Annotated in this window: 25 protein-coding genes and 1 pseudogene; 12 read left to right on the top strand and 14 right to left on the bottom strand. The window is 69.6% G+C overall.

Annotation, left to right across the window (positions count from 1 at the left end):
- Window positions 1-331: 331 nt before the first annotated feature.
- Window positions 332-622: a hypothetical protein gene (locus tag ONA70_RS03205; protein WP_265004798.1), complete on the top strand. Its 291-nt coding sequence runs from the start codon at window positions 332-334 to the stop codon at window positions 620-622.
- A gap of 245 nt (window positions 623-867) precedes the next feature.
- Complete coding sequence (locus ONA70_RS03200) at window positions 868-1,287, top strand: ASCH domain-containing protein (RefSeq protein ID WP_265004797.1); 420 nt, start codon at window positions 868-870, stop codon at window positions 1,285-1,287.
- Between the two features lie 176 nt (window positions 1,288-1,463).
- Here the strand turns inward: ONA70_RS03200 and ONA70_RS03195 are convergent, their stop codons facing one another.
- Window positions 1,464-1,865 carry a GntR family transcriptional regulator gene (locus tag ONA70_RS03195; RefSeq protein ID WP_265004796.1) on the bottom strand — a complete coding sequence of 134 codons (402 nt, stop codon included), beginning with the start codon at window positions 1,863-1,865 and terminating at the stop codon, window positions 1,464-1,466.
- Window positions 1,866-2,054: 189 nt separating this feature from the next.
- On the opposite strand from ONA70_RS03195, the pseudogene ONA70_RS36660 reads away from it, so the two are divergent.
- Both ONA70_RS36660 and ONA70_RS36655 read left to right on the top strand, forming a co-directional pair.
- Window positions 2,055-2,372 (top strand): annotated as a pseudogene (locus ONA70_RS36660) (hypothetical protein); the annotation flags it as partial.
- A complete protein-coding gene (locus tag ONA70_RS36655) occupies window positions 2,369-2,677 on the top strand; it encodes a hypothetical protein (RefSeq protein WP_319956145.1) in 309 nt (102 codons plus the stop codon). The pseudogene ONA70_RS36660 and the gene ONA70_RS36655, both read left to right, overlap by 4 nt.
- A gap of 317 nt (window positions 2,678-2,994) precedes the next feature.
- On the opposite strand, the gene ONA70_RS03185 is transcribed toward ONA70_RS36655, so the two are convergent.
- Window positions 2,995-3,786, bottom strand: a complete 792-nt coding sequence (locus ONA70_RS03185; RefSeq protein WP_265004794.1) for a phosphotransferase family protein — start codon at window positions 3,784-3,786, stop codon at window positions 2,995-2,997.
- A gap of 146 nt (window positions 3,787-3,932) precedes the next feature.
- On the opposite strand from ONA70_RS03185, the gene ONA70_RS03180 reads away from it, so the two are divergent.
- Complete coding sequence (locus ONA70_RS03180; RefSeq protein WP_265004793.1) at window positions 3,933-4,223, top strand: response regulator transcription factor; 291 nt, start codon at window positions 3,933-3,935, stop codon at window positions 4,221-4,223.
- A gap of 59 nt (window positions 4,224-4,282) precedes the next feature.
- Here the strand turns inward: ONA70_RS03180 and ONA70_RS03175 are convergent, their stop codons facing one another.
- Window positions 4,283-4,642 (bottom strand): transcriptional regulator, encoded by a 360-nt coding sequence (locus ONA70_RS03175; RefSeq protein ID WP_265004821.1) that lies wholly within the window; start codon window positions 4,640-4,642, stop codon window positions 4,283-4,285.
- A 989-nt stretch (window positions 4,643-5,631) separates the two neighbouring features.
- Window positions 5,632-6,276, bottom strand: a complete 645-nt coding sequence (locus tag ONA70_RS03170) for a TetR/AcrR family transcriptional regulator (protein WP_265004792.1) — start codon at window positions 6,274-6,276, stop codon at window positions 5,632-5,634.
- Between the two features lie 175 nt (window positions 6,277-6,451).
- On the opposite strand from ONA70_RS03170, the gene ONA70_RS03165 reads away from it, so the two are divergent.
- Window positions 6,452-6,976, top strand: a complete 525-nt coding sequence (locus tag ONA70_RS03165; RefSeq protein WP_265004791.1) for a hypothetical protein — start codon at window positions 6,452-6,454, stop codon at window positions 6,974-6,976.
- Entirely contained in the window at window positions 6,954-7,823 is an 870-nt protein-coding gene (locus tag ONA70_RS03160; RefSeq protein ID WP_265004790.1) for a class I SAM-dependent methyltransferase, read from the top strand. The genes ONA70_RS03165 and ONA70_RS03160 overlap by 23 nt, the downstream gene beginning before the upstream one ends.
- A 10-nt stretch (window positions 7,824-7,833) precedes the next feature.
- Here the strand turns inward: ONA70_RS03160 and ONA70_RS03155 are convergent, their stop codons facing one another.
- The 3 genes from ONA70_RS03155 to ONA70_RS03145 all read right to left on the bottom strand — a co-directional run bounded on the left by ONA70_RS03155 (window position 7,834) and on the right by ONA70_RS03145 (window position 10,348).
- Window positions 7,834-8,502: a TOPRIM nucleotidyl transferase/hydrolase domain-containing protein gene (locus ONA70_RS03155; protein WP_265004789.1), complete on the bottom strand. Its 669-nt coding sequence runs from the start codon at window positions 8,500-8,502 to the stop codon at window positions 7,834-7,836.
- Between the two features lie 95 nt (window positions 8,503-8,597).
- Window positions 8,598-8,969 (bottom strand): TraR/DksA family transcriptional regulator, encoded by a 372-nt coding sequence (locus ONA70_RS03150; protein WP_265004788.1) that lies wholly within the window; start codon window positions 8,967-8,969, stop codon window positions 8,598-8,600.
- Between the two features lie 125 nt (window positions 8,970-9,094).
- A complete protein-coding gene (locus tag ONA70_RS03145) occupies window positions 9,095-10,348 on the bottom strand; it encodes an NAD(P)/FAD-dependent oxidoreductase (RefSeq protein ID WP_265004787.1) in 1,254 nt (417 codons plus the stop codon).
- 143 nt (window positions 10,349-10,491) lie between these two features.
- On the opposite strand from ONA70_RS03145, the gene ONA70_RS03140 reads away from it, so the two are divergent.
- Window positions 10,492-12,072: a PucR family transcriptional regulator gene (locus ONA70_RS03140; protein ID WP_265004786.1), complete on the top strand. Its 1,581-nt coding sequence runs from the start codon at window positions 10,492-10,494 to the stop codon at window positions 12,070-12,072.
- Between the two features lie 20 nt (window positions 12,073-12,092).
- On the opposite strand, the gene ONA70_RS03135 is transcribed toward ONA70_RS03140, so the two are convergent.
- The 3 genes from ONA70_RS03135 to ONA70_RS03125 all read right to left on the bottom strand — a co-directional run bounded on the left by ONA70_RS03135 (window position 12,093) and on the right by ONA70_RS03125 (window position 15,328).
- Window positions 12,093-13,979, bottom strand: coding sequence for an ABC transporter ATP-binding protein (locus tag ONA70_RS03135; RefSeq protein ID WP_265004820.1), 1,887 nt, complete (start codon window positions 13,977-13,979; stop codon window positions 12,093-12,095).
- Window positions 13,980-14,349: 370 nt separating this feature from the next.
- Window positions 14,350-14,808: an iron chaperone gene (locus tag ONA70_RS03130; RefSeq protein ID WP_265004785.1), complete on the bottom strand. Its 459-nt coding sequence runs from the start codon at window positions 14,806-14,808 to the stop codon at window positions 14,350-14,352.
- 64 nt (window positions 14,809-14,872) lie between these two features.
- The gene (locus tag ONA70_RS03125) at window positions 14,873-15,328 is read right to left on the bottom strand and encodes a carboxymuconolactone decarboxylase family protein (RefSeq protein ID WP_265004784.1); all 456 of its coding nucleotides are present in this window, start codon (window positions 15,326-15,328) and stop codon (window positions 14,873-14,875) included.
- Between the two features lie 164 nt (window positions 15,329-15,492).
- Between ONA70_RS03125 and ONA70_RS03120 the strand changes: the two genes are divergently transcribed.
- From ONA70_RS03120 to ONA70_RS03110, 3 genes are all read left to right on the top strand, one after another.
- Window positions 15,493-17,742, top strand: coding sequence for an ATP-binding protein (locus ONA70_RS03120; RefSeq protein WP_265004783.1), 2,250 nt, complete (start codon window positions 15,493-15,495; stop codon window positions 17,740-17,742).
- 85 nt (window positions 17,743-17,827) lie between these two features.
- Complete coding sequence (locus ONA70_RS03115; protein ID WP_265004782.1) at window positions 17,828-18,148, top strand: ArsR/SmtB family transcription factor; 321 nt, start codon at window positions 17,828-17,830, stop codon at window positions 18,146-18,148.
- A complete protein-coding gene (locus ONA70_RS03110) occupies window positions 18,114-18,500 on the top strand; it encodes a VOC family protein (RefSeq protein WP_265004781.1) in 387 nt (128 codons plus the stop codon). Before ONA70_RS03115 ends, ONA70_RS03110 begins: the two co-directional genes overlap by 35 nt.
- 48 nt (window positions 18,501-18,548) lie before the next feature.
- Here ONA70_RS03110 and ONA70_RS03105 read toward each other — a convergent pair whose 3' ends face one another.
- The 4 genes from ONA70_RS03105 to ONA70_RS03090 all read right to left on the bottom strand — a co-directional run bounded on the left by ONA70_RS03105 (window position 18,549) and on the right by ONA70_RS03090 (window position 21,325).
- Window positions 18,549-19,700 (bottom strand): FUSC family protein, encoded by a 1,152-nt coding sequence (locus ONA70_RS03105; RefSeq protein ID WP_265004780.1) that lies wholly within the window; start codon window positions 19,698-19,700, stop codon window positions 18,549-18,551.
- Window positions 19,701-19,801: 101 nt separating this feature from the next.
- Complete coding sequence (locus tag ONA70_RS03100; RefSeq protein WP_265004779.1) at window positions 19,802-20,011, bottom strand: hypothetical protein; 210 nt, start codon at window positions 20,009-20,011, stop codon at window positions 19,802-19,804.
- Between the two features lie 12 nt (window positions 20,012-20,023).
- On the bottom strand, window positions 20,024-20,734 hold the full coding sequence (locus ONA70_RS03095; protein WP_265004778.1) for a DNA alkylation repair protein: 711 nt from the start codon (window positions 20,732-20,734) through the stop codon (window positions 20,024-20,026).
- Window positions 20,735-20,863: 129 nt separating this feature from the next.
- Window positions 20,864-21,325: a winged helix-turn-helix domain-containing protein gene (locus tag ONA70_RS03090; RefSeq protein ID WP_265004777.1), complete on the bottom strand. Its 462-nt coding sequence runs from the start codon at window positions 21,323-21,325 to the stop codon at window positions 20,864-20,866.
- 582 nt (window positions 21,326-21,907) lie between these two features.
- Between ONA70_RS03090 and ONA70_RS03085 the strand changes: the two genes are divergently transcribed.
- Complete coding sequence (locus ONA70_RS03085) at window positions 21,908-26,170, top strand: carboxypeptidase regulatory-like domain-containing protein (protein ID WP_265004776.1); 4,263 nt, start codon at window positions 21,908-21,910, stop codon at window positions 26,168-26,170.
- Window positions 26,171-26,307: the final 137 nt, after the last annotated feature.

Below are 26,307 nucleotides of genomic sequence, written 5' to 3'. Positions count from 1 at the left end.
ACCGGATGGCGCCACGAGCCTGAGGGCGGCGCCGACTGGGAGCAGGTGGAGGCGGAACTCGGCGTCGCCCTGCCATCGGACTTCAAGGAGCTGTGCCGGCGGTTCGTGCCGGGGGCGTTCTACGCGTACCTGGACCTTCTGCGGCCGACCGACGATCACGCGCAGCCGCTGCTTCGGACGTGGGATTTTTTCCGGCAGTGGACAAGCCGTGATGACTCCGCGCGGTTGTGGGCCCCCTACGAGATTTACGAGCCTGACAAGGGGGTCGGGGCTGATCCAATGGGGCAGCGATCAGACCGAAGGGGAGTACTACTGGCTGGCGGACCGCGCCGTGGAGACCGACCGGTGGCCTGTGGTCGCTCGGTGGGACGGCATCGAGCCGTGGCACCAGCTCGACATATCGACGGCCGAGTTCGTCTATCGCGTGATCGCGGATCCGGAGTTCAAGCCGTTCACGGTGGCCGCCCCACCGCGGCGACCCTTCTACCTGCCGCACTGGGGGCCATTCCCGATGAGCGCCGACGACTGGGACGCTCTCACCTCACCTGCCGGTCGCAAGCCTCGACGGGAAACGCCCACCTATCTCAACCACGTCTGCCTCTACTCCTCTCGCCAGACCTAGTGCCGGGCCGCTGGCACCGTCGGTGAGGTTGCCGGCTTCCCGTGCCGGCGTGGCGGTCGGAGCTCAGCGCTTCGGCTGACATCCGCAGCTGACATCAACGGAGCTGACCGTCGGCGGACACCACCGGACGGATCAAGCAAAGGTCGCGGACGTCCCGAACGGTTACGGACGCCGCGGCCGTCGCCGGAAACCGCCTTGTAAGCGAGAGGTCGCTCGCGGCTGGCCAGTTCGCGTACCCTTCCCGGATGGAACTCGATGATCTTCCGCGTGCTGAGTTCGCGTTCCCCGGGCCGCTGCGGGACAAGTTGGTGGCCGCGATCCTGTCCGGCGCGAAGACCACCACTTCCGCACTGCTGGTCGGCTACGAATGCGCGAATGAACCACTGCCGGAGGTCGGCGAGCGATCGGCGGTGGTGGACTCTGAGGACCGGCGGGTAGCGGTGATTGAGTTGACCGAGGTGCGGGTGGTACGGCTCGCCGATGTCGACCTGCAACACGCCTTGGACGAGGGCGAGGGAGACAAGTCGGTGGCGCAGTGGCGAGCAGGGCACGAGGCGTTCTGGCACAGCGCGGAAGTGCGTGCAGAGCTGGGCGATCCCGATTTCATCGTTGACGACGAGACACTGGTGGTGCTCGAGCGCTTCCGGTTGGTGCACGCCGTCTGAGCAGACTGGCTCGCGGCGTTCCGACTCTTACGGACTAAGGCGTTCGGGCTCGCCGGGCAGCCAAGCGAGCAGCCTAACCGGCGAGCAGCAGCGGACAATCGCGGACTCAGGCACCAGGTCGAGGAGGAGGACCAGGCGGCGGACCAGCACCCGGGGGCCGACTCGTAATGCGTAGATCAGCGGCCGACGCGGATGCGGTCGGCGGGGTACAGCTCGCGGGAGCCGTCGGCGCGGAACACCACTAGGACGGGGACGCCTTCGCCGATGTCCAGCTCCTTGCGTTCGGCAGGGGTGGGCATCCGGGCGGAGGCGGTGTCGCCCTTGAGTAGGGTCACCGTCTCGGTCGGTTCCATGCTGCGGACGAAGGTGCCGCGCGGGGGTTGGACGGTCACGAGCCCTTCCGACCGGAGTAGGGAGATGGCCTGCCGGACGCTTGTCCGGCTCAGTCCATGCTCCTGAGCCAGTCGCAGCTCGCTGGGCAGCGACGCGCCGGGCGCGAGGTCGCCGGACATGATCCGGTTGCGCAGTAGGTCGGCGAGCTGCCGAAACACTGCGCGATCCGCGCTGGGGTCGATCACGAATGTGACGCTACGTGTCCAACAGCTCTACAGATTATTGTATCTACAGTCCTACGTATGTACGGTAAATCGGCAGGCGCGGCGATCGGATGACCAGCCAAGGCCCGGCCGCCGTGCCGTCGCCGAGGCCCGAGGGGGAGATCCGGTGCGGCGTGTCTCGTACGAGGACTACCTGCTCGCCGCAGCGATGACTCTCGCGAGGCGGCATCGGCCGGTCTGGTGCTGGCGGCGATGGCGGCGGGTCTGCCGGTGCGGAGCCGAGCTGCCATGTCGCGCCCGGCACCGGATTCCGATCAACCGTGGCCACTGGCCGACGGAGGGGGAGTAGTGAACGACGGGCAGGTGCAGGCGATCCTCGCGGTGCACGTACGTGGGCTCGACGGCATGTGCGCCGGTTGCCGAGCCTGGTGGTCGCGGCTGACGCCGTACCCGTGCTGGCAGGTGGAATGGGCGACCAGCCGGCAGGCCCGGATCATCACCACCCGGTTCCTGGAGGGCGTGCGGTGACCACCCACGGCCCCGTCATGCCGATCTGGAGCTGCGGAGGCTGCGACCTGCCCTGGCCCTGCCCAACTCGCAGACGGGAGCTACGGGCGGAGTACGCCGACGCCCCGGTGTCGCTGGCCCTCTACCTCGGCTCCTACCTCGTCCAGGCGACCGAGGACATGCCCTGGACGCCGGCCGGCGTGCTGCACCGCCGCTTTCTCGGATGGGTCAGGGAGGCCGACCGGTCCACGCCAGCAGTACAGCAGCGAAGTACAGCAACAGTGCCAGCCGAACCGGGCCGAGAAGCGCGTCAGCAGGCCGTCTGACCTTGCATCAAGCCTGATCCGACCCGCTCGCCGAGAGTTCACACCGAAGAGGTCACTGGTTCGATCCCAGTATCGCCCACCACCAATGTAGGCAGGTAGGAAGCCCGTCGCCGGAACCACCGGTAACGGGCTTCTGCGCTGTTGCCCCCTAAATTGGGCGCGGATTGGGAGCAGGCAGTTCGGCTCTGGTGTTCGACCGTTGTCGGTCACCCGGCGGCGGTACTGGTTACCGTTCCCGACTGGGCCCGCCGGCTGATCGTGGAGCTGGGCCGTACCGTTACCGGCACCCGCCTGACGAGAGGGCGGCCCGCAATGGATCACCGGCGTGACTGATGGCCGTCGGTCCGGTGGGCCGCCCACTCGCCGGTCCACATCGCGAGGTCGTGTACCCAGCCCTTGGTGCTCTGCCGGGACTTCGCCGACCACTTCGATGCGTTTCTTGACGCGAAGTCGTCCAAGACCTCGCGGTCAGTCGCCGTCCATGCGGGAAACTGCGCTAGCCATTCTTCTGCCTGTTCGGCGCTGTGGCCGCTGCCGATCAGCCACTGGACGAGCAACGCGAGTTCGACCCATGGAGCCGCCTTGGTTGCCCACGCCCAATCGACAATCCGTAGGCCCTGCATGGTAACGATCAGGTTGGCCGGGTTGAGGTCGGAGTGGATTAGTGTCTCGCCGTCCATCGCCGGGTGCGCGAACCCGAGCCGGGCTGTCGGGGTGAACCATGGCTCGCCCGGCGCGGGAGTCTCCTGAAGTGCCTTCAGCGTGACTGCGAGCAGATCGAGATCCGCGCTGCCGGGTGACAGGTCGGGGTGGGGACCGGCAAGATGCTCGGTCCCCACCACTAGCCAGCCATCGGACTCGAACTGCCACAGGACTTCGGGCGGGTGCCGATCGATGGCCCGGGTTGCCGCCATCTCGTAGCGCATTGACCGAACGCTCAACTCTCCCAAGGTCGCCTTGACGAAGACCGGTCCGGCTGGCCCGGTGACCGTCGAGGCGATCTCCGCATGGTTGCCACTCGAAGCCGGGGTTACGTCGAAGGTTCCACCGATCCGTTCGGCGATCCCTGTCGTGACACTCTCGGGCAGAGCGGTCCAGTCGCTACGCATCGGTTCTATTCTCTGCTACTTGCCGGGCTGAGGCGGGTTCGGCGGGCAGCAGGACTCGGCCTCACCACCCCAGAATTCCACGTCGACCGGGTAGCCGGTGGCGTGCGGGTTTTGGAAACCCGCAGGCCGGCCTATGAAGCGGTTGGGTGGAGGGGCGCATCTCCCAGTTGCCCTCGGGACAGCGGCGAAGCCGGATGTTCGCCGCGCTCGCCGACACCAACCCGGCCAACCCGTTTCCGCAGCTCACCGAGCGCGAGTTCGATGTCCTGGCCCGGATGGCTGCCGGCCAGTCCAACCAAGCGATCGCCGCCCGGCTCGGGATCAGCCCCAAGACGGTGCAGAACCACGTCTCCAACGTGCTGCTCAAACTCGGCGTCGAAGACCGGGCCCAGGCCGTAGCCCGCGCCCGAGACGCCAACGTCCACCGCCCGACCTGAAGGCGCGTCGAGTACGTTGAGCCAGATGTCGAGCAGGTGTCGGCGGGTCAGTGCGCTGTTCATCGGTCCTCCGGGGCGTCGGTGGTCTCGACGCGGGCGATGAGCAGCTTGAGCCGTTCGATCTCGTCGGTGAGCGCGGTGCTGCCAGCGGCGGTGAGCGTGATCCAGGTACGGCCACGCCTGCCCTCGTAGCCCTTCTCGACCTCGATCAGGCCGGCCGCATCCAGCACGCTCAGGTGCTTGGAGAGGTTCCCGGCGGTCAGGTCCAGTTGGGTACGCAGGTAGCCGAACTCGACCCGGCGGGCCTCGTGCGCGATGGTGAGGATGCCGAGGCGTACCCGCTGGTGCACCACCTCGTCCAGCCCCGTGACCGGGTGGGCGGGCTCGGGCGGTTCCGGGGCCCCGTTCTCGGCGGTCACCGGCGCCGCCGGTCGGCCAGCCGGAAGCCGATCGCGCCCAGCAGCAGCACGGTGCCGTTGATGATCTGCTGCGGCAGGAACGCCGTGCTGTTCTGGCCCTGCCAGTGCCAGCCGAGGTCGATCGGCACCAGTGCCACCGCCAGGTAGCCCGAGGGTGAACACCAGCAGCCCGACGTTGCGCTCCAGCCGGGCCAGCACCAGCAGCGCCACCCCGATCGTGCCCCACGGTGCGATCAGCCGGTCCAGCACGAGCACCCAGTACGGGAACTGGTGCGGGTGGCTCGGGAAGTACAGGCGCGCCGCCACCCAGGCGGCGGTGAACAGGACGGTCAGCGCGACACCGGTGAGCGCGTACGGCAGCACCCGGGCGCCCAGCCCCCGCACCCGGGCGACCCGCACGTAGCAGACGGCGATCGCCGCGTACGCCAGCAGCAGCGCCGGCGGCCAGTAGTACAGCACGCCTTGACGCGAGAACTGGCACACGGTGCCGTCGCCCACGCAGTGGAGGACGAGGAAGTACCAGTCGAACCAGATCCCCACGAACGTCACCGCGGCCAGCACCAGCAGCGCGAACCAGGTCACCCGCTGGTCGACCCGCACCCGGCGCGCGAGGCCGCGCGCCTCCGACAACAGCCGCCGGGGATCGCCACCGGCGGGTACCGAATCAGTGGTCATGCCAATAGGTTTCCACAGCAAACCTGTTGGCGCTAGTGCCAACTTCGACGCCGGGGAGCCGCCTGGGTTCTGGCCGGGGTCGAGGCGAGCCGAAGTACAGGCGTCGCTGGCAGACCAGGACGAGGGCAGTCGCAGGCGGCCGGGCCCGGACAGCCGGGCAACTCGTCGACGCGTGTCGACACCAGTCGGCAGCGGGCGACAGCTCGAGACCGCATCGACCGCGAGGAGTCCGGGAAATCTACCCATCGCAGCTCGCGGGACCGCGCCGAGCAGTGCCCTGGTACGAGGCAGCAGGGCGCGGGCCACCGTGATGGTCAGCCCGGTGCCGGGCGCCCGTGGGACGTCCCAGTGTGCTTCTCGATCGAGGATGGTGGCGTGGATGCCGGCGCGGCGAGTGCGGCGAGCAGGCCGGGTGCGGCGAGCCGCTGATAGATGCTGGCGAGGGCGGCGGGTCCGGGCCGGAAGTCCTGGTCGACCCACCAGGTGAGCATGCCGAGGGCCGCGGAGGTGTAGAACGCGGCTGCGACGTCGACCGGCAGGTCGCTGCCGGCGGTCTCGATGTGCGGGCGCAGGTGGTCGCGGAGCAGGTCGCTGACGAGCCGGTGCAGGTGGCGCTGCGCGACGGTGCCGCCGCGCCGGCCGCACAGCGCCTTGTAGAGGTCTCGGTGGCGGTAAGCGTGGGCGAAGATCACGCCGGTCGGACTGGTCGGATGGGGTGGCACGCCGGGGCTGAGGGCGTCGAGGTCGCGCTTCAGGTCGGTGCGGAGGTCGTCGAAGCCGGCCAGCAGCAGGTCGTCCTTGTCCCGGTAGTGGCTGTAGAAGGTGGAGCGTCCCACGTCGGCGCGGTCGAGGATGTCCTGCACGGTGATCCGGTCGTAGCCCTTTTCCGGGATCAGGGCGACGAGCGCCTCACGAAGAAGGCGTTGGCTGCGCCGGACCCGGCGGTCTTGTCCCGGCATCTCCCACCCACTTTGCGAACAGTAGCCAGCGGATGTCCGGTAACGGATCGTGGCGCTGTTCTGATCGTTGAACCGGCTCCCTGCCCGCGACCATACTCGGACATCGTGTTCGACATCGTACGGGTGTCCACCATGGCCCACAGCTGTGGCCACGTCAACGGGAGGGAGAGATCCGATGTACCTGCCCCCGGGTTCTCGTCGTCTGCTGCTGGCCGCCCACGTCATCGTCACGGTGGGTGCGCTGGGTGCCGACGCGGCGCTCCTGGCGCTGGGTGTGTCCGGCCTGCGCGGCGCCGATCCGCACGCGGTGTACCCGGCGGCGTACCTGCTCGGCCGGTGGCTGGTCGCGCCGTTGGCGATCGGCAGCGTGCTGAGCGGCCTGGCCCTGGCGGCGGCAGGGCCGTGGCGGCCACTGCGGCACGGCTGGGTCACCGTCAAGCTCGCGCTCGCGGCGGTACTCGCCGCAGCCGCCCTGGCTTTGCTCGTACCCCGGCTCGGGCACGCAGCCGCCGCGGCGGCGGTCGGGTCGTCGCCGCTCGGCATGCCACGCGGCGACCGGGTCGTGGCGGTGGCGGCACCGGCCACGGCACTGCTGTTCCTGGGGATCAACGTGGTCCTCGGCGTCTTCAAACCGGGCCGGCGGCGGCCCGGTCAGGCGGCAACCTCGGAGGTGGCACATGCAGCCGATCGTCAACGTTGAGCAGGCCGAGGCGTGGAACGGGCCTGAAGGCAGGCACTGGGCCGACCACGCCGCCCAGTGGGACGCGGTCAGCGCGGAGCTCAACGAAGCGCTTCTCACGGCGGCCGGGATCAACCCGGACGACCGGGTGCTCGACCTCGGCTGCGGTAACGGCCAGACCACCCGGCTGGCCGCCCGGCGCGCCCGGGACGGATCCGCGACAGGGGTCGACCTGTCCGGCCCGATGCTGCAGGCAGCGCGAACCCACGCCGCCGGCGAAGGGCTGACCAACGTCCGGTTCGAGCAGGGCGACGTACAGGTATACCGGTTTCCGCCCGGCGAGTTCGATGTCGCCCTCAGCCGCGGCGGACTGACCTTCTTTGCCGACCCCGCGGCGGCCTTCACCAACATCGCGCACGCGCTGCGGCCCGGCGGGCGCCTGGCGTTCACCTGCGCGCGAGCCGTCGGGGACCAGCAGTGGTTCACCGTATTCATGACCGCGCTGGCCGGCCGCGTCCCGCGCAGCGATCCGAGGGCGACGTACGAGCCGGGCATGTTCTCCCTCGCCGACCCCCAACGCATCGACGAACTGCTGACCGCGGCCGGCTTCCGCGACATCACCATCACCGGCCTCGACCCAGCCATGACCTACGGACACGACGCCGCGGACGCCGCTCAGCTCGTTCTCGGCAGCGGACCGGCACGGGCACTGCTCGAAAACGGTGACCGGAAGGCCGCCACCCGTGCGCGGATCGCGCTCACCACCGCACTGGGCAACTACGAGCAACCCGACGGCGTACAGCTGAAGGGGGCATTCTGGCTCGTCACCGCCGCGACGGAGATCCAGGGGCAGACGATCGAGGCTTGAGCTTCGTGGGTCAAACGGTGGTGAGCAGCGCGTCGAGCGGCCGCGGCAAGATATCCCGGCCAACTGCCGCCTCGACGAGCAGCCGCGCGTAGCGCAGGTTACGGCGTGAGCTGCTGCGCAGGAAGCGCCACAGCTGCGCTTCGGGCTCCCGGCCGCGCCACGCGGGCTGGCTCTGGAACGAGCGGAACGATCGGAGGTCGCCCTGCGAGTCGAAGAGTGCTTCGACCCGTGCGGTGCCGAGGGCGCGGATCAGCTCCTCCTCCAGATCGTTGACGCAGACGTAGAACCCGAGGTGCTCCATGTCGGTGCGCGTGCGGGGTGAGCCAACACGGGTCACGTCCAGCCCGCGCCGGAATACCTCCTCCTCGCGCACGTCACACAGGCCGGCAAGTCGCACCCGAGTGCCCAGGGGTGCCAACCTCGTCAGGAAGCGGCTGATCGCGTGCGCCCCGCCGATCGGCACAATCACGACCCGCTCCGCCTCGAGATCCCGGCCGCGGCCCACTGCGGCCGTTTCCAGGGCGATCTGGTCGCTGATGCCCTCGACGAGCACCACGGCCATGGCGGACTCGACCTTCGCCAGGGCGCGGGTCGTCGCCCGGATCGAGGCGGCATTGCCACCCAAGTGGCCATCGAGCGTCCCGGGGGTGCAGCTGTCAGCTCGTCGGGTCGTGGCCATGGCCGCAATCATCGGTGATACGCCTATCGGCCGACCAGGGATTTAGCCACCGCCCATCTTGTCGACGAGCTCCGCACCCGACACCCGTGAGCCCGCTACCCGTGGCCGTACAGCGTACGCCTAGGTGGGCCCGCTGTGGGCGACGTCGGGGTGGTGCCGGCTTGGCAGGTGATGCAGAACCGCCCCGCCGGCCGGAGCGCCAGCTGTTCGATCGGGATGTCGCGGTGACACCTGACGCAGCTGCCGTAGTGGCCCAGTTCCAGGTAGTGCAGTGCCCGGGCGATGTCGCTCAGGGCTCGTCGGGACGCGGCGGCCAGTGCGGAAGCGGCGTCAAGGCCGGCGCCGTCACCGGGCGCCTGCCGCGCCTGGCGGGCCAGCAGCGCCAGTTGGGTGCTGTGTCGCTCGTACTGCTCCTCCAGGACGATGCGCAGCACACCCAGCTCGTCCTGCCTGCTCGCGGCGTACATGATCGGTTTCCTTCCGGGTCGGAAATGACTGCGGGCGGAGCGCTGTGGCGCTCCGCCCGCAGTGCCGATCAGCGGGGCCGTGGTGCTGTCGAGCGACGGTGACGGAACGCCGGCACGACGAGGTGTCAGCGCAGCGGGTCGAACGGCCGGAGCTCCTCGGGCTGCCGGCCGGTGGTGATCTGCTCGGTGAGCAGCCTCCCGGTGAGCGGGCCGAGGGTGATGCCCCACATGCCGTGACCACCGGCGGCGAAGACCCGTGGTGACCTGGTCGCGCCGATCAGGGGAAGGCCGTCCGGGGTGCAGGGCCGGGCCCCGACCCATTCGTCGACCCGGGCGTCCAGGTCGGCGCCGCGCAGCAGGGGACGGGCGGCCTCGGCGATCGCGAGGATCCGGCGTGGGTCCAGCGGCGCCTCGGCGCTGCGGAACTCCATCATCCCGGCGACGCGTAACCGGTCGCCGAGGGGCGTGCACGCCACGCGCTGCGCCGGGAAGTACACGGGTCCGGCGGGAACGTGTTCGATCTGCACGCTGAAGCTGTACCCCCGGCCGGCCTGCACGACGGTCCGGACGCCGAAGCGCCGCGCCAGGTCGCCGAGCCACGTGCCGGTCGCCAGCACCACCGCGTCGTAGCGCTCGTCCGCGCCGTCGGCGGTCACCACCCGGACCGCCGCGCTCTCGTCACGGATGTCCACTACCTCCGTCCCGGTCACCAGCGACGCTCCGCGGGCGCGGACGGAGTCGGCGAGCGCGTGCACGTAGTGCCCCGGGTTGATGAACCGTTGGTCGTGCAGCCGGATGGCGGCGCCGATGGCGTCCGACAGTGCGGGTTCCACCTCGCGCGCCTCGGCCCCGGTGAGGACGTCGAACTCGATTCCCTGACCCGCGGCGTGGATGTGCGCCAGCTCGTCCAGCAGGACCGACCGTTCGGCCTCGGTCCGGTACGCGGCGATGAACGACTTCGCCTCGTTCGTCATCGACGCGACCCCGCCGTCCGCCAATGCGTCGAACGCCTCGAACGCGCGCCGGTTCATCGGGATGTAGGCGCGCATCGCGGTCCGCCACTTCGTGGGGGTGCTGTGCCGGGCGAAGCCGGTCAGGAACCGCAGCAGCCGGAGGTCCGCGCGGGGCGGTACGTAGACCGGCGACGACGGGCTCAGGACGGCGCGCAGCCCGTAGCGCAGCACCGCCGGCTCCGGCAGGGGAGTGGTGATGCCCGGGGTGAGCCAGCCGGCGTTGCCCCACGACGCGCCCGCCGCCACCCCCGTACGGTCGAGCACCGTGACCTGCACCCCTCGCTCCTGCAGGAACCAGGCGGTGGCCAACCCGACCATGCCGGCGCCGACGACGGCGACGCGTTGGGGGGAAGGCGGGGAACTCATGGCAGGCATCCGATCTCTCTCCTTCAGGGCACCTGGGATCCGGCCCATCCTGTCCCCGGCGTGACCGAACGTCATTGTTCGGCCAGGCCAATCTTGATCGTGGCGATTGGCCTGGCGGGACAACGTGCAGGCATAATTCGGCAATGATCACCACCGCTGGCGTGGCCGATGCCGTCGGTGCCGCCCTGCTCAAGATCGTCGTGCCCGCCGGTGACGCGGAGGTCCGCGACGTGACCATCGCCGAACTCGACGACGCACCGACGGGCCAGAGCGGCGACCTGGTGCTGGGTGCCGGTGTCACCACGCCGGAGCAGGCTCTCGCCGTGATCGAGCGCTGCGCCGCGGTTGCCGCGGCAGGCCTCGTCCTCAAGCCTCCGTTGGCCGCGCATCCGGTGGTGATGGCGTCGGCTGCCGAGCGCCACCTGACCCTGGTCGAGCTGCAGAGCCACGGATCCTGGGCGCAGCTCGTCTGGCTGCTGCGCGGGGTGATCGACCGCGCCGCCGCGCCGGGCCCGCCCGAGACCGGTGAAGCCGGCGTGTACGACGAATTGTTCGCCCTCGCCGACGCGACCGCCGCCGTACTCGACGCGCCAGTGACGATCGAGGACGCCCAGTACCGGGTGATCGCCTACTCATCCCGCCAGGACCGCACGGACCCGGCACGCGTCTCGACCATCGTCGGACGCCGTGTGCCCGGCGACGTCATCGCGCACTTCCGCTCCCGCGGTGTCTTCCGCAAGATCGCGACGGGCAGTCAGCTGATCTTCGTGCCGCAGGGTCCGGACGGCACGCTGCCCCGCCTCGTCATCCCGATCCGCGCCGGAGGTGAGCTGCTCGGCTCGATCTGGGCCGTGGTCGAGGGGCCGGTGCCCCAGGAACGCCTGCGCGATCTCCAGGCTGCCGCCTCGGTGTTGGCCCTGCACCTGCTGCGCCTGCGGGTACAGGCCGATGTCGTCCGGCGGGTGTCGGCCGACCGGCTACGGGCCGCCCTGCGGGCCTCCGGCCGGATGAGCCGCGAAGACCTGGGCCTGCCCGACGGCCCATGGCGGGTCGTCGCGCTCGGCGCGCACGGCGGGACGGGGGAGATGGTGCACAACCTGGCCCTGTGGGAGTCGATCACCCGTCGGCATGGCTGGCACCAGCCGCTGATCACCGACGTCGGAGACCTCCTGTTCGCCGTCGTGGTCGACGCCGGCGAGTCGGCGGGCTCCTGGCGGTGGCTGGAGCGGCTGATCCACGACATCGCCGAGCACGACCCGGGGTTGCACGCTGCGTCCGGGAGCACCGCCGCACACCTGACGGACCTGCCGCGCTCCCGCGTCGAGGCGGCGGAACTGCTCGCCCTGCACGACTCGGCCCACCGGCGGGGCCCGGTGCTCCGGTTCGAGGACCTCTGGGCCGAGGTGGTCGTACACCGGGTGGTCGCCGCAGTGCCACAGGTCGACCTGCTCGTCGGCGGTCCTTTGCCCGACCTCGTCGCCCACGACCGCAACCGCGGCACCGACTACGTCGCCACCATCTCCGCCTGGCTCGACCAGCAGGGTGACCCGCAGAAGGCCGCCCGAGAGCTGCACGTCCACCCCAACACCCTCCGACACCGGATGCGCCGCCTCACCGAGGTCGTCACCATCGACCTCGAGTCACCGCGAACCAGGCTGGCGTTGCAGATCCAGCTCGCGGCCCTCCGCGCGGGGCCGGCCATCGCCGCCAGAGCGCATCGGTGAAAGGCTCGCCGTTGGTGTCCTCAAGCAGATGTCGGTTGGCGGGGCAGCGGCGCGCTGGCCGCCTGGCTGGTGTCGTAGCCGGCGGCCTGGAGGGTGAACAGCTCGGCGTACCGGCTGCGGGCGGCCATCAGCTCGTCGTGGCTGCCGGACTCGACGAGGCGGCCGTGGTGCAGGACGTAGATCCGGTCGGCGTGGCGGACGTTGGCCAGCCGGTGGGTGATGAGGATGGTGGTGGCGCGGCCTTGCCGGTCGCGGATGGCTTGGAAGAGGGCGTCTTCGGCGCGCGGGTCGAGGGCGGAGGACGGCTCGTCCATGATGAGCAGTTCCGCGTCGCGGAGGAAGCCGCGGGCGGCGGTGATGCGCTGCCACTGCCCGCCGGAGAGGTCCTGGCCGTTGGCGAAGGTGCGGTCGAGCAGGGTTTCGTACCCGTGCGGCAGTTCGGTGATCATGTCGTGGGCGACGGCCCGGGCGGCGGCCGTCTCAATGCGCTCCTGGCAGTGTTCGGTGCCGATGTCACCGATGGCGATGTTCGTCGCGGCGGTGAAGGGCCACTTGTGGTACTCCTGCGTGACGACCGCGATGCGGGCTCGTAGCGCGTCGACGTCCCAGTCCGACAGCAGCCGGCCATTCCAGCGGATGGTCCCCGCGGTGGGAGCTCGCAGAATCGCGATCATCGCGGCGAGTGTGGACTTGCCGGAGCCGTTCTCGCCGACGAACGCCACTGTCTGCCCCGCGTGGATCGTCAGTGTCACCTGGTCGACGGCGGGGGTGTCCCGGTCGGGGTAGCACAGGCTCACCTCCTCGACGCTCAACTCCCGGAGCCGGTCCGGGGCCGCGCTCGCGGTCCGGGTGGTTTCGTCGGGTAGGTAGGTGACGGCGCGGGTCATGAATCCGGTGTAGTCGCGGAAGTGCTGGCCCTCGGTGTAGACGCGGTCGACCTGGAAGGTGACGACGGCCAGCGAACGCTGCGCGGACTGCACCGCCACCACGCAGGTCGCCGCGGCGGCGAGGGGGATCTGCCCGTCGACCAGCAGCAGCCCGAGCAGCACGTAGACCACGGCGGTGGCCACCCCCGCGATCATCGATCCCACGGTGGTGGTCGTGGTGACCCGCCGGGCCAGAGCGAGCTGTATGTCGGTCTCCACGCCCATGACCCGGTCGTACTGGTCGAGCAAAAAGCGGCGCAGCCCGTAGGAGCGCAACTCGGGCGCGGAGTCGCGTTCGGCCATCAGCCGGTGCAGCAGCCACAAGCGGCGCCGGCGTACCGAGCCCGCGGCGTAGGTCTGGTAGCGCAGGTGCCCGGCCCGCAGTGACGCCCACGCGTTCGGCACCGTTGCCACCAGCAGTGCCAACAGCAGCAGCGGATGGATCACCACGACGGCGACGGCCACGGCGAGCAGCCCGGCCAGCCCGGCGAGGAGATTCATCGACGACTGCACCAGCGAGGTGGTGGAGTCCGCACCGCGGGAGGCGCGTTCCATGTCGTCAGCGAACGCGTCGGCGTCGAACGCCTCCAGCCGCACGGCGGTGGTCATCTCGAACAGGCCCCGCTCCACATCCCGGTCCACCTTCGGATTCAGGCCGTTCTGGGCGTAACCCATCGTTGTCGCCATGCCCGCGCGCAGCGCGGTCGCCGCGGCCAGCGCCGCCAGCGCCGGCAGCGCCGCCACCACCTTGTCCGCGGTCGGTCCTCCAGCGAACAGTTCTACGAGTACCCGCTGCGTGGCGAGGAGCCCGAACGCCGCCATCACCCCCGCCCCGACCGTCGTCGCCGCCACTATCGATGTGCGGCTGCGGTCGGCGCGCCAACTGACCTGTAGGGCGGCCCAGACCAGCCGGGGGAGCTCGGCGAACACCGCGAACAAGCCGGCCTGCGCCCGTGCCCGCACCCCGGTCTCCCACCACATCGCCCGCAACTCGGGCAACACCGACTCCGCGGGCGAGTCGGGTCGTTCAGCCTCGGTGTCTCGCCCGGTGGTCGCGGTCTCTGCCATGGACGTACCTCCCAGCGCGGCGGCCGATATCCAAACTCGCTCTCAGTGTTCACCCAGGTACCAATAGTTATCACCCTGGATATGGTGACGGGCAGTGCCGCAAAGACGACAGAGGAGGTCGACGGCACTTGGTGACGCCGGCCTACCGAAGTCTTGATCTTGAAGGTTGAGGGGTGGGGCGGCTTAGCCGCCCCACCCCTCAATGAGCCGCCCGAGCCGCGGGATCAGATGGCGGCGTGCCAGCCCGTGCCAGTAGCCAGAGCCACCCCCCTCCGTCCGGCCCTCAGCTCACCGCCTGCTTCACGAGCGCGCCGATCCTCGCCTCGTCGTCGGCGGTCAGCTCGGTCAGGGCGTACGAGGTCGGCCAGATGGTGCCCTCGTCGAGGTTCGCCCCGTCACTGAAGCCGAGCACTGCGTACCGCGTCTTGAACTTGGCCGCAGGCTGGAAGTGGCAGACCACCTTTCCGTTGCGGGCGTAGGCGGGCATCCCGTACCAGAGCTTGGGGGTGAGGACCGGCGCGTTGGTCTTGATCACGGCGTGCAACCGCTCGGCGATCGCCCGGTCGGACTCCGGCATTTCGGCGATCTTCGCGAGCACCTCGCTCTCCGTGTCGGTCTTGGCGCCCCGCCGAGCGCTCGTCTTGAGCTCCTTGGCGCGCTCCTTCATCGCGTCGCGCTCCTCAGCGGTGAAGCCGTCGTACTTCTTGCCGTTCGCGGCGGTGGTCTTCGTGGTGGTCGCCATGACAATTCCTCTTTCTGTGACGTGTGGCTACAGGCGGGTACTAGTCGCGTTTCGGGAACAAATATCACCAATTGCCGGCCTGCTGGCGGGTCGGCGCGTTGAGGCGGTTGAAGGCGTTGGTGATCGCGATGTTGAGCAGCAGCGCGGCCAGCTCCTTCTGGTCGAAGTGCGTGGCGGCCATGTCCCACACCTGGTCCGGCACCGGGTCCGGCTGGTCGGCGAGCCGCGTCACGGCCTCGGTCAGGGCCAGCGCGGCGCGCTCCTCGTCGCTGAACCATGGCGTCTCCCGCCACGCGGCGACGGCGTGCAGCTGGTCTGCGGTCGCGCCGTGCTGCCGGGCCTGGTGCGCGCCCCCGGCCACGCACGGGCCGCAGCCGTTGATCTGGCTGGCCCGCAGGTGGCTCAGCGCCAGCACCTTGCCGTCCACTCCGGCGCCCGCGACGGCCCGGTTGACGGCCATCAGGGCCGCCATCGCCTCGGGGATCAGAACGGCCGGGTTCGGCATGCGCTCGGTCGACATCGCTTCTCCTTCGTCACGGGTGTTGCTGACGGGAGTCATCCGACCATCGGGATGCCGGGGCCAGCGCGGCCCGTGGGACACCGTGGGACACGAAGAACCCCGTCTAGCAGCGCAAACGCACCGCCGGTCCGGTTGCGCGGGCCGGGACGGGTACGGTGTTGCGCGTGTCCAGCCCCCAGGAGCGACTGGTGGCTCAGCTCGCCCGGATCAAGGAGCTGAGCGGGCTCAGCCTCCGCGCCCTTGCCCGCCAGACGGGCCTGAGCAGTTCGTCGCTCTCGCGGTACCTGACCGGTCAGCTCGTGCCGCCATGGGAGGCCGTCGTGGCGCTGTGCCGGGCCGTGGGCCGCGACCCCCGGCCACTGCGGGCGGTGTGGGCCGAGGCGGCCAAAGCCGGCGCGGCGCCCGCCCCGCGCCGCAACGACCTGCCAGCCGACCTGTTCGACTTCACCGGCCGGGAAGCGGAGTCCGCGCTGGTCGAAGAGCTGCTGAACACGGCCGGTGCGGCCGCCATCGACGGCATGGCGGGCGTGGGCAAGACCAGCCTCGCCGTACGCGTCGCCCATCGGCTCGCCCCGACCTATCCGGACGGCGGGCTCTACCTCGACCTGCACGGCTTCACCCCGGGTCAGGAGCCGCTGGAGCCGCACGCCGCGTTGGGCCGGCTACTGGGCGCGCTGGACGTCACGCACCCACCGGCCGGCCCCGCCGAACGCGCGGCGCTCTGGCGGTCGGAGCTGTCGCGCCGGCGGGTTCTCGTCGTGCTCGACAACGCGGTCGACGCGGATCAGGTGCGCCCGCTGCTCCCCGGCGCGGGGAAGTCCGCGGTCCTGATCACCAGCCGCCACCGGCTGGTCAGCCTGGACGGGGTGCCACCGGTGTCCCTGGAGCCACTGGCCGACGCCGACGCGGCGCACCTGTTCGGCCGGGCGGCCGGGCTCGCGCTCACCGACGAGGAAGCGGTCAGCCACGTGCTACGGCAGTGCGGCGGGCTCCCGCTGGCGTTACGGATGGCGGGCGCACGGCTTCGCCACCGCCCAGGCTGGACGGTGGGGGTGCTGGCCGAGCGGCTAAGCACCACCCCCAGCCGCTTCGACTCCGCGTTCAGCATGTCCCTCCGGCAGCTCGAGGCGGTCCAGCGCCGCATGTTCCGGCTGCTGGGCGTCCTGCCGGGCGCCGACTTCGACGCGGCGGTGGCGGGTGCGCTCACCGACCTGCCACCCGACCGGGTCGACGTGGCGCTGGAGGAGCTGGTCGACGCCCACCTGGTCCAGGAGCCCTCGCCCGGGCGGTACCGGATGCACGATCTGATCCGGCAGTACGCGGCGGACATCGCCGCCGACGAGGAGCCACAGACCGAAGCCGCCCTGCGCCGGGTCCTGAGGCACTATCTGGCGCTGGCCGTCGCCCACGATCAGACACTGCCCGCACCGCACCGTAAGCAACCCTCGCCGGGAGATCCGGCGAAGGCCATGGCCTGGTTCGACCTGGAGTACGTCAACCTGGTGGCCGGCTTCGACGCCGCCGTGCGGCTCGGGATGGACGAGGTGGTGGCCGAACTGCCGCAGGCCATGCGGGTCTGGTTCTTCCGGCACCGCGGCACCGACGACCAAGCGCGCCTGCTCGAAGCCGCCGCGGCCGCCGCGGCACGGCTCGGCCGCGACCAGCAGCGGGCTTCGCTGCTCGCGGACCTCGGCTACGCCCGTGCCGCCGCCGGACGCCTCGCCGAGGCGCTCTCCGCCTACGAACTGGCCGAGCAGTCCGGGCCGGACGACGGCGACCTCGCAGCCGGCCTGGCCCTGCGCATCGGTTTCGTGCGCCGGGATCTCGGCGACCTGACAGCGGCACAGGCGCAGTTCCGGCGGGCACGCGAGCTGTTCGAGAAGATCGGCAACCACGCCGGACAATCACAGGCCCTGGCCTTCGACGGATGGGTGACCCTTCACCTCGGGCGGCACGACGAAGCCGTCGAACTCGCCCGGGCATCCGTCGCCCTGGCCGACGGGCCCGCCCAGATCACCGGGCTGGTCACCCTCGGTGTCGCACTGGCATCGCACGACCCGGCGGAGTCGCTGCGAACGCTGCATGATGCGTTGCGGCTGTCCGAGCAGAACAACCTTCAACACAACCAGGCGTGGTGCCACAACTATCTCGGGGTCGCGCTGCGGATCATGGGTTCACCCGAGAGGGCGATCGAACAGCACCGGCGCGCCTTCGAACTGCTGGAACCGCTGGCCGAGGTACAGCTGGAGATCGACTTCCTGCACACCTACGCCGAGACGTGCCGCGCGACGGGCCGCTATGACGAGGCGCTGGCGCTGCTCGACCGGACCATCCAGCTCGCGCGTGCGCTGGGCCGGCCGCACGACGAGGAGCTCGCCCGTGCGGCGCGGGAGATCGTACGCGCCGCCTGCTGAACCATCGCCACCGTCCGTACGCTTCGCTCAAGCGCCGACCATGCCCTCTTGATAGGCAAGCTGTCGCTTGCCTATTGTGGGCTGCATGGGTGACCTGTACCAGGCACTGGCCGACCCCACCCGCCGGCAGATCCTCGACGAGCTGACCGAACGTGACGGTCAGACCCTGTTCGAGATCTGTGGCCGGTTGGCCACCAGGCACCAGATCACGTCGTCGCGCCAGGCGATCTCCCAGCACCTTGACGTCCTGGAGGCCGCCGGCCTGATCGTCACCCGCCGGCAGGGCCGCTACAAGTTCCACCACATCGATATCCGGCCGTTGCAGACCATCGCCGAGCGATGGCTCCGGCCCGAATCCGACAGGAGATGCCATGAAGATCAACCTGACCAGCGTATACGTCGATGATCAGGACAAGGCGCTGCGCTTCTACACAGAGGTGCTGGGCTTTGTGAAGAAGACCGAGGTGCCGGTGGGTGAGTACCGGTGGTTGACCGTTGTCTCGCCCGATCAGCCGGACGGTGTCGAACTGTTGCTGGAGCCCGACGCGCACCCGGCCGCCAAGGCGTTCAAAGAGGCCCTGGTCAGCGACGGCATCCCCCTCACGCAGTTCGCCGTCGACGACATCGCCGCGGAACACAACCGGCTGAGGCAGCTCGGTGTGCTGTTCACGCAGGAGCCCGTAGAAATGGGGCCGGTCATCACCGCCGTGTTCGATGACACGTGTGGCAATCTGATCCAGATCGTGCAGCCGAAGTAATCGCCACGAGGGGCCGGACGGCGGACCTCAATCGGTATCTCCAGTCAGTTACCGGCCGTCCGGTTTCGTTGCGGCTTCGCGGACCAGGCGGTTGGCCTGCTGGGGGGTGACGCCGGCGGCGCGCAGCAGGTCGCTGGCGGCGCTACGGATCTGCAGAACGACGGCCTCGCCGAACGGGAAGGGTTGGTGCCTGTCGGCGTAGCCGGCCAGGCGTGCGGCTTCGAGAACGCACTGGTGGGTCCGTCCTGATGGCTGGGCGGTGGTGCAATCGCGGTGGAGGTGGGCCAGGGCATCGCCGAGGGTGTCGACGGCCCGGTGCAGCGGGCGCGGGACAGGTTCGCGGTATTCGAGCAGGGTGGCGATCCGGCGGATCATCACCCGGATGTCGGTGGTGAAGCCGTCGAGTTGATCGACGGCCGCACGGTACTGCCGGTAGCGGTCGCGCCGGCGGCGCCACCACGGGGCGATGGTCACGTTTTCCTCGGCGGCCCGCAAGGCTTCGTTGAGGCGCGTGGAGTCGATGGCGACCTCGTCGAAGCTGTCCAGCGCTCGCATGGCCCGGTCCCGGTCGCCGGTGGCCAGGGCCTGGGCGGTCGTGTGAATGGCGGCGGCCAGGTGAGTGAAGAACGGTTTGGCGGCCCGGTCGACGGCCCCCAACGGGTCGAGGGGCAGGAGCAGCGCCACGGCGAGAAAGCCGATCGACGTGCCCACCGCGGCGTCGATGATGCGGGGTAGCTCAAGGCTGCGTTGGTTCCCGGCCAGTGTGGCGAACAGCGTGGCGGTGGCGCCGGCCTGACTGACCAGGGCACCGCTGCGGCCGGCGACCAACAGGCCGAGCGCGACGGAACTGGAGACGACCACGGCGATCTGCCACGCTCCGCTGCCGATGAAGTAGAGCAGAATGTCGGCCACCGTGATGCCCAGCCCGACGCCGATGAGTAGTTCCACGGTCTGCCTGGTGCGTTGCCCGGTCGCGGAGGCGATGGTGGCGAGAGCGGCCACGGGTGCGAAGACCGGCGCGTCGCGGCCGAGGAAATCCATGGCGATGATCCAGGCGGCGGCAGTGGCGAGCCCCGCCTGGACCGACACCACCGCAACGGCAGCCAACTGCCGGGTGGCGAGAAAACGCCGTACGGCCGGCAGCACCCGTGCCCGGCCGGAGCGCTCCGCCGGGCGGCCCGACCCCCGCAGAGCGGCCATGGTGCGGCCTTCCCACTGACGCCGCAGTCAATCCCTACCGCAAGGTCGGCAATCCCGGCACGGAACGCTGCCAATCAGGACACCACTGACAAGCCGTGACCCTATGAGTTGCCGCTTCTCATCAGCCACCCGAACGCAACAACAGAAGCCAGCATCCCGCCCATGAAGATAAGGGGCGCGAATTCGTCGACCGGCCCACTCGCCAACGAATTCAACTCATCGGCGAGGGGTGTTCTATAAAGCACGACGACGGAGATGTAGACAACCGGCACTGCGGCGAGGACTGCGCCGGCAAAAATCTTTCGCACCATGCTTCCATCCATCTAGACCAGGCCGGAGAGGTACTCCCTGCGTCGCTGCGGTTCAAACTTTTCGATCGCGTACCGCAGCATGACCCGTGGCATGACCCGGTAATGCCGGGCCAGGAAGTCCTCCTCCGCCATTCTGTCACGGTTGCCGACCTCGCGCAGCATCCAGCCGACCGCCTTGTGGACGAGGTCGTGTGGGTCACGCAGAAGCCGTTCACCGAGCCGGAAGGTCCAATGGAAATCGCCGGCTTTGATGAAGGCGAGAGTTGCCATGATGGCGATCCGCCGGTCCCAGAGCAGGCTCGACTCGGCCAGCCGATCCAGGACACTCCGGTCCTTGTCGATCAGCCAGGGGCCGACGATGTACGGCGCGGATGAGTCCACCAGGTCCCAGTTGTTGATGCGGCCGGTGTTGGCCAGGACAATGCTGAAGATCTTGCCCCGTTCCTCCGCGTCCCCCTTGGTGAACTTTCGTACCAGGATGAAGAGTGACGTCAGCCTCTCCTCGTGCACGCCGCTCTTCAGCAGCATCGCCGTTTCGGCCAGGGAGAGTTCGCGCCAGTACCGGCCGGCCACCCTGCGCTGTTCCGGCACGGAGACGCCGATGGCCTGGTCGCCTTCGCCATATCCGCCTGGAATCATCTGCAGAAACCGGCTCACTCCCTGCGCCCGGCGCGGGTCGGCGAGGCTGGCGAGTTCGTCACGGACGTCCGCAGTCGTGGCCATGACTGTGCAACCTACCGCGACCGGCGGTGCCTACCGTGCTGCGTCTAGGTCGGCACCAACCACGACCGGTCCCGGCGGGGCGCCCGCTGTGCGAGGCAGGCTCTCTCGTCGCGTCCGACGGGCCGCAGCCTACGACCAGTGTCGACCGTGCGAGGTGGTGTCCACCAGGGAGTAGCCGACACCCCGTGCGGCCTCCACCGCGATGGTGGCGTTCGCCTCGCGGAGCTTGGCACGCAGTCGCTTGACGGTGGACCGGACGGCTGCCGCGTCGTCCAGGTAGTCCGCCCCCCAGACCCGCTCGTAGAGCTGCTGATATGTCCAGACGCGCAGGGGTGGGTTGGCCAGGGCGGTGAGTACGTCTCGCTCCAGCCGGGTCAGGGGGAGGGCGCGCCCGGCCCAGCTGGCCTGTTGCCGCTGCTGGTCGACCACCAGGCGCCCGAGGGCCACCGGATCCGTTTCGCGGGCCGCGGAGGCGCCGGTGTCGTCGAACAGCAAGGTGCGGACCGCCTGCAGGTCGGGGAACATCAGCACGACGCCCTTGCCGCTCATGAGCCGAGCCACTTGTGCCCGCTTGCTGCGGTCGGCGGTCACACAGAGTATGACCGGCTGCTCGTCAAAATCCCCCCCAGGACTGCTCATGGGAGAAGGAAATCAACTTGCGCGAGGGCTGGTCAACATCAGCGGTGAATCGTTCAAACGTGAAGCTCGATATTGGACCGGTTTTGCCTCATATCTGCCCAGCTTCTGGGCTTGAGAGAAGATCGATACACATCGACGATGATCGCAGGATGCCGCCTACCTGCGGTTTTCCTGACACTGCGTCACTCGGCGGCCAGCACCCGCGGCCGCCGTCAGCTAGGAGGTCGTCGCCTGATGCGCAAGACGCGAAATGGACTGCTGAGGGCCGGGCCGGTCGCCGTTCTGGCCACCGCAGCCCTGCTCCTCGGCGCTCTACCAGCGGTCGCCCAACCCGTGGGCCCCGAATCCGCCGCTCCCGCCCGCCCGGCCGCAAAGGCCGAAGTGCGCCAAGCCGCCAAACATGACCTGTCTCGGAAACTGCGCGAAATCGCTCCGAAACAAAAAGATGGACAGGTATCGGCAAATGCGGTACAGCCCGCTCGATCGCTCGACCGGCAGGCGGCGGAGCTGACCGCCAAGGCGGGAAGCGATGCCGTGCAGCGAGGCTTCACCGCGTCTCAGGTACCTGAGTTCGCCGCCAACTTCGAGGGCGTCGGCAACATCGACGGGGTGCTGCCGCCGGACACCAACGGCGACGTGGGGCCCAACCACTACGTGCAGATGGTGAACCTGCACTACGCCGTCTACAGCAAGACCGGCAGCCTGCTGCTCGGACCGCTGCCCGGCAACGCCATCTGGTCGGGCTTCGGCGGACCCTGCGAGACCCGCAACGACGGCGACCCCGTCGTGCTCTACGACGAGGCCGCCGACCGGTGGATGCTCACCCAGTTCGCCCTGCCCGGCGGGTCGTCCGGCATGCACCAGTGCATCGCCATCTCGCAGACCGGTGACCCGACCGGCGCCTTCTACCGGTACGACTTCCTGTACCACCAGACCCGGATGAACGACTACCCGAAGTTCGGGATCTGGCCGGACGCCTACTACATGACGGCCAACGAGTTCGCGCCGTCGTTCGTCGGTGCCGGCGCAGTGGCGTTCGAGCGGGAGAAGATGCTCTCCGGCCAGGCGGCCCGGATGGTGTACTTCCACCTCGGACCGGACTTCGGTGGCCTGCTGCCGTCCGACTCGGAGGGTCTCGCCCCGTCGGCCGGGGCGCCGAACCCGTTCGTCATGTTCGACGACGACGCGTGGGGCATCTCGCCCACGGACCGGTTGCTTATGTGGGACTTCAAAGTTGACTGGGGCAACCCGGCAAACTCCACATTCGGCAACAACCTGGCCCCGAGCCGCTACCTGGAAACCGCGCCGTTCGACTCGAACATGTGCAACTACGCCCGCACCTGCGTCCCCCAGCAGGGCACCTCGGCGCGGTTGGACGCGATCGCCGACCGGTTGATGAACCGGGCCGCTTACCGGAACTTCGGCGACCACGCCTCGATCGTGCTGAACCACACGGTCGACGCCGACGGCACGGACCACGCCGGCATCCGGTGGTACGAGCTGCAGAGCAGCTCGCCCACCGACTGGCGCATCAACCAGCAGGGCACCTACGCGCCGGACGCCGAGCACCGCTGGATGTCCAGCGGCGCGATGGACGTCTCCGGCAACATCGCCTTCGGCTACTCGGCGTCGAGCAGCACCTCGTACCCGTCGATCCGGATGGCCGGCCGGCTCTCGGGTGACCCGCTCGGCCAGCTCGGGCAGAGCGAGCGGACGCTGATCGCCGGGACGGGCGCGCAGACCCACTCGGCGGCCCGCTGGGGTGACTACAGCTCGATGTCGGTGGACCCGACCGACGGCTGCACCTTCTGGTTCACCTCCGAGTACCTGACCACCACCAGCTCCGCTACGTGGCACACCCGCGTCGGGGCGATGAAGTTCCCCAACTGCGTCGCCGGGCCGCACGGTGAGGTCACCGGCAAGGTCACCAAGTCCGGCGGCGCGCCGATCGCCGGCGCTACCGTGCGCGTCGGCGGCAGCGGCACCGTTACCGACGACCAGGGCGGCTACAAGCTGAGCCTGCCGGCCGGGCAGCACGAGCTGACCGCATCGGCGTTCGGCTTCGCGCCGAAGACCCAGACGGTCACCGTCACCGACGGCGGCAGCGTGACCGCGAACTTCACCCTCGACGCCGTACCGGCCCGTAAGGTCTCCGGCGTGGTGAAGGACGGCTCCGGGCACGGCTGGCCGCTGTACGCGCGGATCGACGTGGCCGGCAAGCCGGGCGGACCGGTGTTCACCGATCCCGCCACCGGCGCGTACTCCGTCGACCTGCCGGCCGGCGAGTATGGGCTCACCGTGAAGGCGATGTACCCGGCGTACCAGCAGGGCGCCGCGCAGATCACCGTCGGTGACGGCGACCAGGTGAAGAACTTCGACCTTTCCGTCGAGAACACCTGCACCGCCGCCGGCTACAAGTTCAACTACGGCACCCCGGTGCTCACCGAGTCCTTCGAGTCGGGGACGACCCCGGAGGGCTGGAACGTGGTGAACCGTACCGCCAACGGCGGCTGGGTGTTCACCGACCCGCGCAACCGGGGCAACCTCACCGGCGGCACCGGCAAGTACGCGATCGTGGACACCGATGCGGCCGGTTCCGGCAAGCCCGTCGACTCCGACCTGATCACCCCGTCGCTGGACCTGACCGCCGTGCCGTCGCCGGTGCTGCGGTTCAACAGCGACTACCGGGCACTCAACGGTTTCGCCAACGTCGAGTTCAGCCTCGACGGCGGTAACACCTGGGTGATCGCCTCGAACTGGACCACCACCAGCCGCCGTGGCCCGGTGCTCGAGGAGGTCCAGATCCCGCAGGCCGGCGGGCACGCCGACGTGCGGATCCGGTTCCACCACCAGGCCACCTACGCCTGGTGGTGGGAGGTCGACAACTTCTCCGTCGTCAACCGGTCCTGCGACCCGATCCCCGGTGGACTCGTGCTCGGCCAGGTGCTCGACAGCAACATCTCGGGCGGTCTGAACGGCGCCACGGTGACCAGCGTGGACAAGCCGGCCGAGAAGGCCACCACCGCGGCGACGCCGGACGACGGCAACCTCGGCGATGGCTTCTACTGGATGTTCTCGTCGCTGAGCGGGGAGCACCCGTTCACGGCGGCGAAGAGCAACTACGGGTCGGTCACCTCCACCGTGAACGTCGCGGCCGACCAAAGCAACCGAGCCGACTACCTGCTCAAGGCCGGCCGGCTGACCATCACCCCGCCGTCGCTGACCGGCACCCAGACGCTCGGGCAGAAGTCGACGGTGAAGACGACGATCACCAACACCGGCAACGCGCCGGCCACCGTCGACCTGTCCGAGCGGCGCGGCGGCTTCGAGATCCTCGGGCCGCGCGGCGCGCCACTGCAGAACAACCTGGTCAAGGGCAGTGGCACGTCGATCGGCTGGCTGGGCGACAACAAGGCCGGTGACCCGGTCGAGCCGTCCCCGTACGCGCCGCCGTGGGTCAACACCGCCAACTACCCGGTCCCGGTGATGGATAACGCCGTGGCCGCGTACGACGGCAAGGTCTACTCGGTGGGCGGGGTCTCCGGCAGCGCCAACCTCGCCAACAGCTACGTGTACGACCCGGCGACGAACGCCTGGACCCGGATCGCCGACCTGCCGGCGGCGCTGGAGAAGCCGGCGGCGGCGTTTGTCGACGGCAAGCTGTACGTGTTCGGCGGCTGGGACACGGCCGGTAACACGTCCAGCAAGGTGTACGCCTACGACCCCGCCACCAACGCCTGGCAGACCCGGGCCGCGGTCAACCCGGCGCCGCGGGCAGCCCCTGGCATCGCGGTGGCCGACGGCCAGATCTACCTGGTCGGCGGGTGCGTGGACGGCAACTGCGCCAAGTCCAACGCGGTCGTCCGGTACAACCCGGGAGCTGACTCGTTCACCACCGTCGCGCCGTACCCGGTCGCCGTCGCCTGGCAGGGCTGCGGCGGGATCAACGGCACGGTCTACTGCGCCGGCGGTAACGGGCCGACGACCCTGAAGAGCACCTACGGCTACAACCCGGGCACCAACACCTGGACCCAGCTGGCCGACCTGCCGGTCGACTTCTGGGGCGTGGCCGCCGACACCGCCAACGGACTGCTCCTGCTGTCCACGGGTGTCATCAACAACTCCACCATCGTCACCAACCAGGGTTGGGCGTACGACCCGGCGGCCAACTCCTGGTCGGCGCTGCCCAACGCCAACTTCGCCCGCTACCGGGCCGGGGCGGCGTGCGGGTTCGTGAAGGTCGGTGGATCGACCGGCGGGTTCACCCCGACGCCGGAAAGCGAACTGCTGCCCGGCTTCGACCAGTGCGCCACCGTCACCGACGTACCGTGGCTGTCCGCGTCTCCCACCACGGCGACGCTCCAGCCTGGACAGAGCGTCACGGTGGACGTCTCGCTCGACGCCACCTCGGCGGAGGTGGAGCAGCCCGGCACCTACACCGCGCAACTCGGGATCAAGTCCGACACCCCGTACGCGGTCGCGCCGATCGACGTGACGATGGTGGTCAACCCGCCCAAGGACTGGGGCAAGCTGACCGGCACCGTCACCGGCATCGACTGTCAGGGCAACAGCGCCGCCCTGCGCGGCGCCACCGTTCAGGTCAACGGCAGGGGCGGCTGGACGTTCACCCTGAAGGCCGACGCCAACGGCAAGTACGCCATCTGGGCGCCGTCGGGCGCCAACCCGATCGAGGTCATCGTGGCCCGCGACGGTTGGGTCCCGCAGTCCCAGAAGGTGAGTATCAAGGCGGGCAAGACGCTCACCACCGACTTCGCCCTCCGACCCGGCACCTGTTGAACCGCTAGCTGAGATCACCGGACCCGCGTCGATCAGTCGGCGCGGGTCCGGCCTGCTGTCCGGTATCGCCGAAGTAAGTCTGACCAGAATCCGAGCCCGGCCGGCCAGATATAGCTTGCGAGCAGCACGTCAAGAAA

This window comes from Micromonospora yasonensis (assembly GCF_026013475.1).
GTDB lineage: Bacteria > Actinomycetota > Actinomycetes > Mycobacteriales > Micromonosporaceae > Micromonospora > Micromonospora yasonensis.
The sequence above is the reverse complement of the archived record's forward strand: the minus strand, read 5'-3'. Positions and strand labels throughout refer to the sequence as shown.

Bases quoted from the DNA above. Each gene is read 5' to 3' on its own strand.
- ONA70_RS03200 (WP_265004797.1), top strand. From the start codon at position 868: ATGGAACTCGATGATCTTCCGCGTGCTGAGTTCGCGTTCCCCGGGCCG.
- ONA70_RS03185 (WP_265004794.1), bottom strand. From the start codon at position 3,786: ATGCGTAGCGACTGGACCGCTCTGCCCGAGAGTGTCACGACAGGGATC.
- ONA70_RS03170 (WP_265004792.1), bottom strand. From the start codon at position 6,276: ATGCCGGGACAAGACCGCCGGGTCCGGCGCAGCCAACGCCTTCTTCGT.
- ONA70_RS03165 (WP_265004791.1), top strand. From the start codon at position 6,452: ATGTACCTGCCCCCGGGTTCTCGTCGTCTGCTGCTGGCCGCCCACGTC.
- ONA70_RS03160 (WP_265004790.1), top strand. From the start codon at position 6,954: ATGCAGCCGATCGTCAACGTTGAGCAGGCCGAGGCGTGGAACGGGCCT.
- ONA70_RS03155 (WP_265004789.1), bottom strand. From the start codon at position 8,502: ATGGCCACGACCCGACGAGCTGACAGCTGCACCCCCGGGACGCTCGAT.
- ONA70_RS03150 (WP_265004788.1), bottom strand. From the start codon at position 8,969: ATGTACGCCGCGAGCAGGCAGGACGAGCTGGGTGTGCTGCGCATCGTC.
- ONA70_RS03145 (WP_265004787.1), bottom strand. From the start codon at position 10,348: ATGAGTTCCCCGCCTTCCCCCCAACGCGTCGCCGTCGTCGGCGCCGGC.
- ONA70_RS03140 (WP_265004786.1), top strand. From the start codon at position 10,492: ATGATCACCACCGCTGGCGTGGCCGATGCCGTCGGTGCCGCCCTGCTC.
- ONA70_RS03135 (WP_265004820.1), bottom strand. From the start codon at position 13,979: ATGTGGTGGGAGACCGGGGTGCGGGCACGGGCGCAGGCCGGCTTGTTC.
- ONA70_RS03130 (WP_265004785.1), bottom strand. From the start codon at position 14,808: ATGGCGACCACCACGAAGACCACCGCCGCGAACGGCAAGAAGTACGAC.
- ONA70_RS03125 (WP_265004784.1), bottom strand. From the start codon at position 15,328: ATGTCGACCGAGCGCATGCCGAACCCGGCCGTTCTGATCCCCGAGGCG.
- ONA70_RS03115 (WP_265004782.1), top strand. From the start codon at position 17,828: ATGGGTGACCTGTACCAGGCACTGGCCGACCCCACCCGCCGGCAGATC.
- ONA70_RS03110 (WP_265004781.1), top strand. From the start codon at position 18,114: ATGAAGATCAACCTGACCAGCGTATACGTCGATGATCAGGACAAGGCG.
- ONA70_RS03105 (WP_265004780.1), bottom strand. From the start codon at position 19,700: ATGGCCGCTCTGCGGGGGTCGGGCCGCCCGGCGGAGCGCTCCGGCCGG.
- ONA70_RS03100 (WP_265004779.1), bottom strand. From the start codon at position 20,011: ATGGTGCGAAAGATTTTTGCCGGCGCAGTCCTCGCCGCAGTGCCGGTT.
- ONA70_RS03095 (WP_265004778.1), bottom strand. From the start codon at position 20,734: ATGGCCACGACTGCGGACGTCCGTGACGAACTCGCCAGCCTCGCCGAC.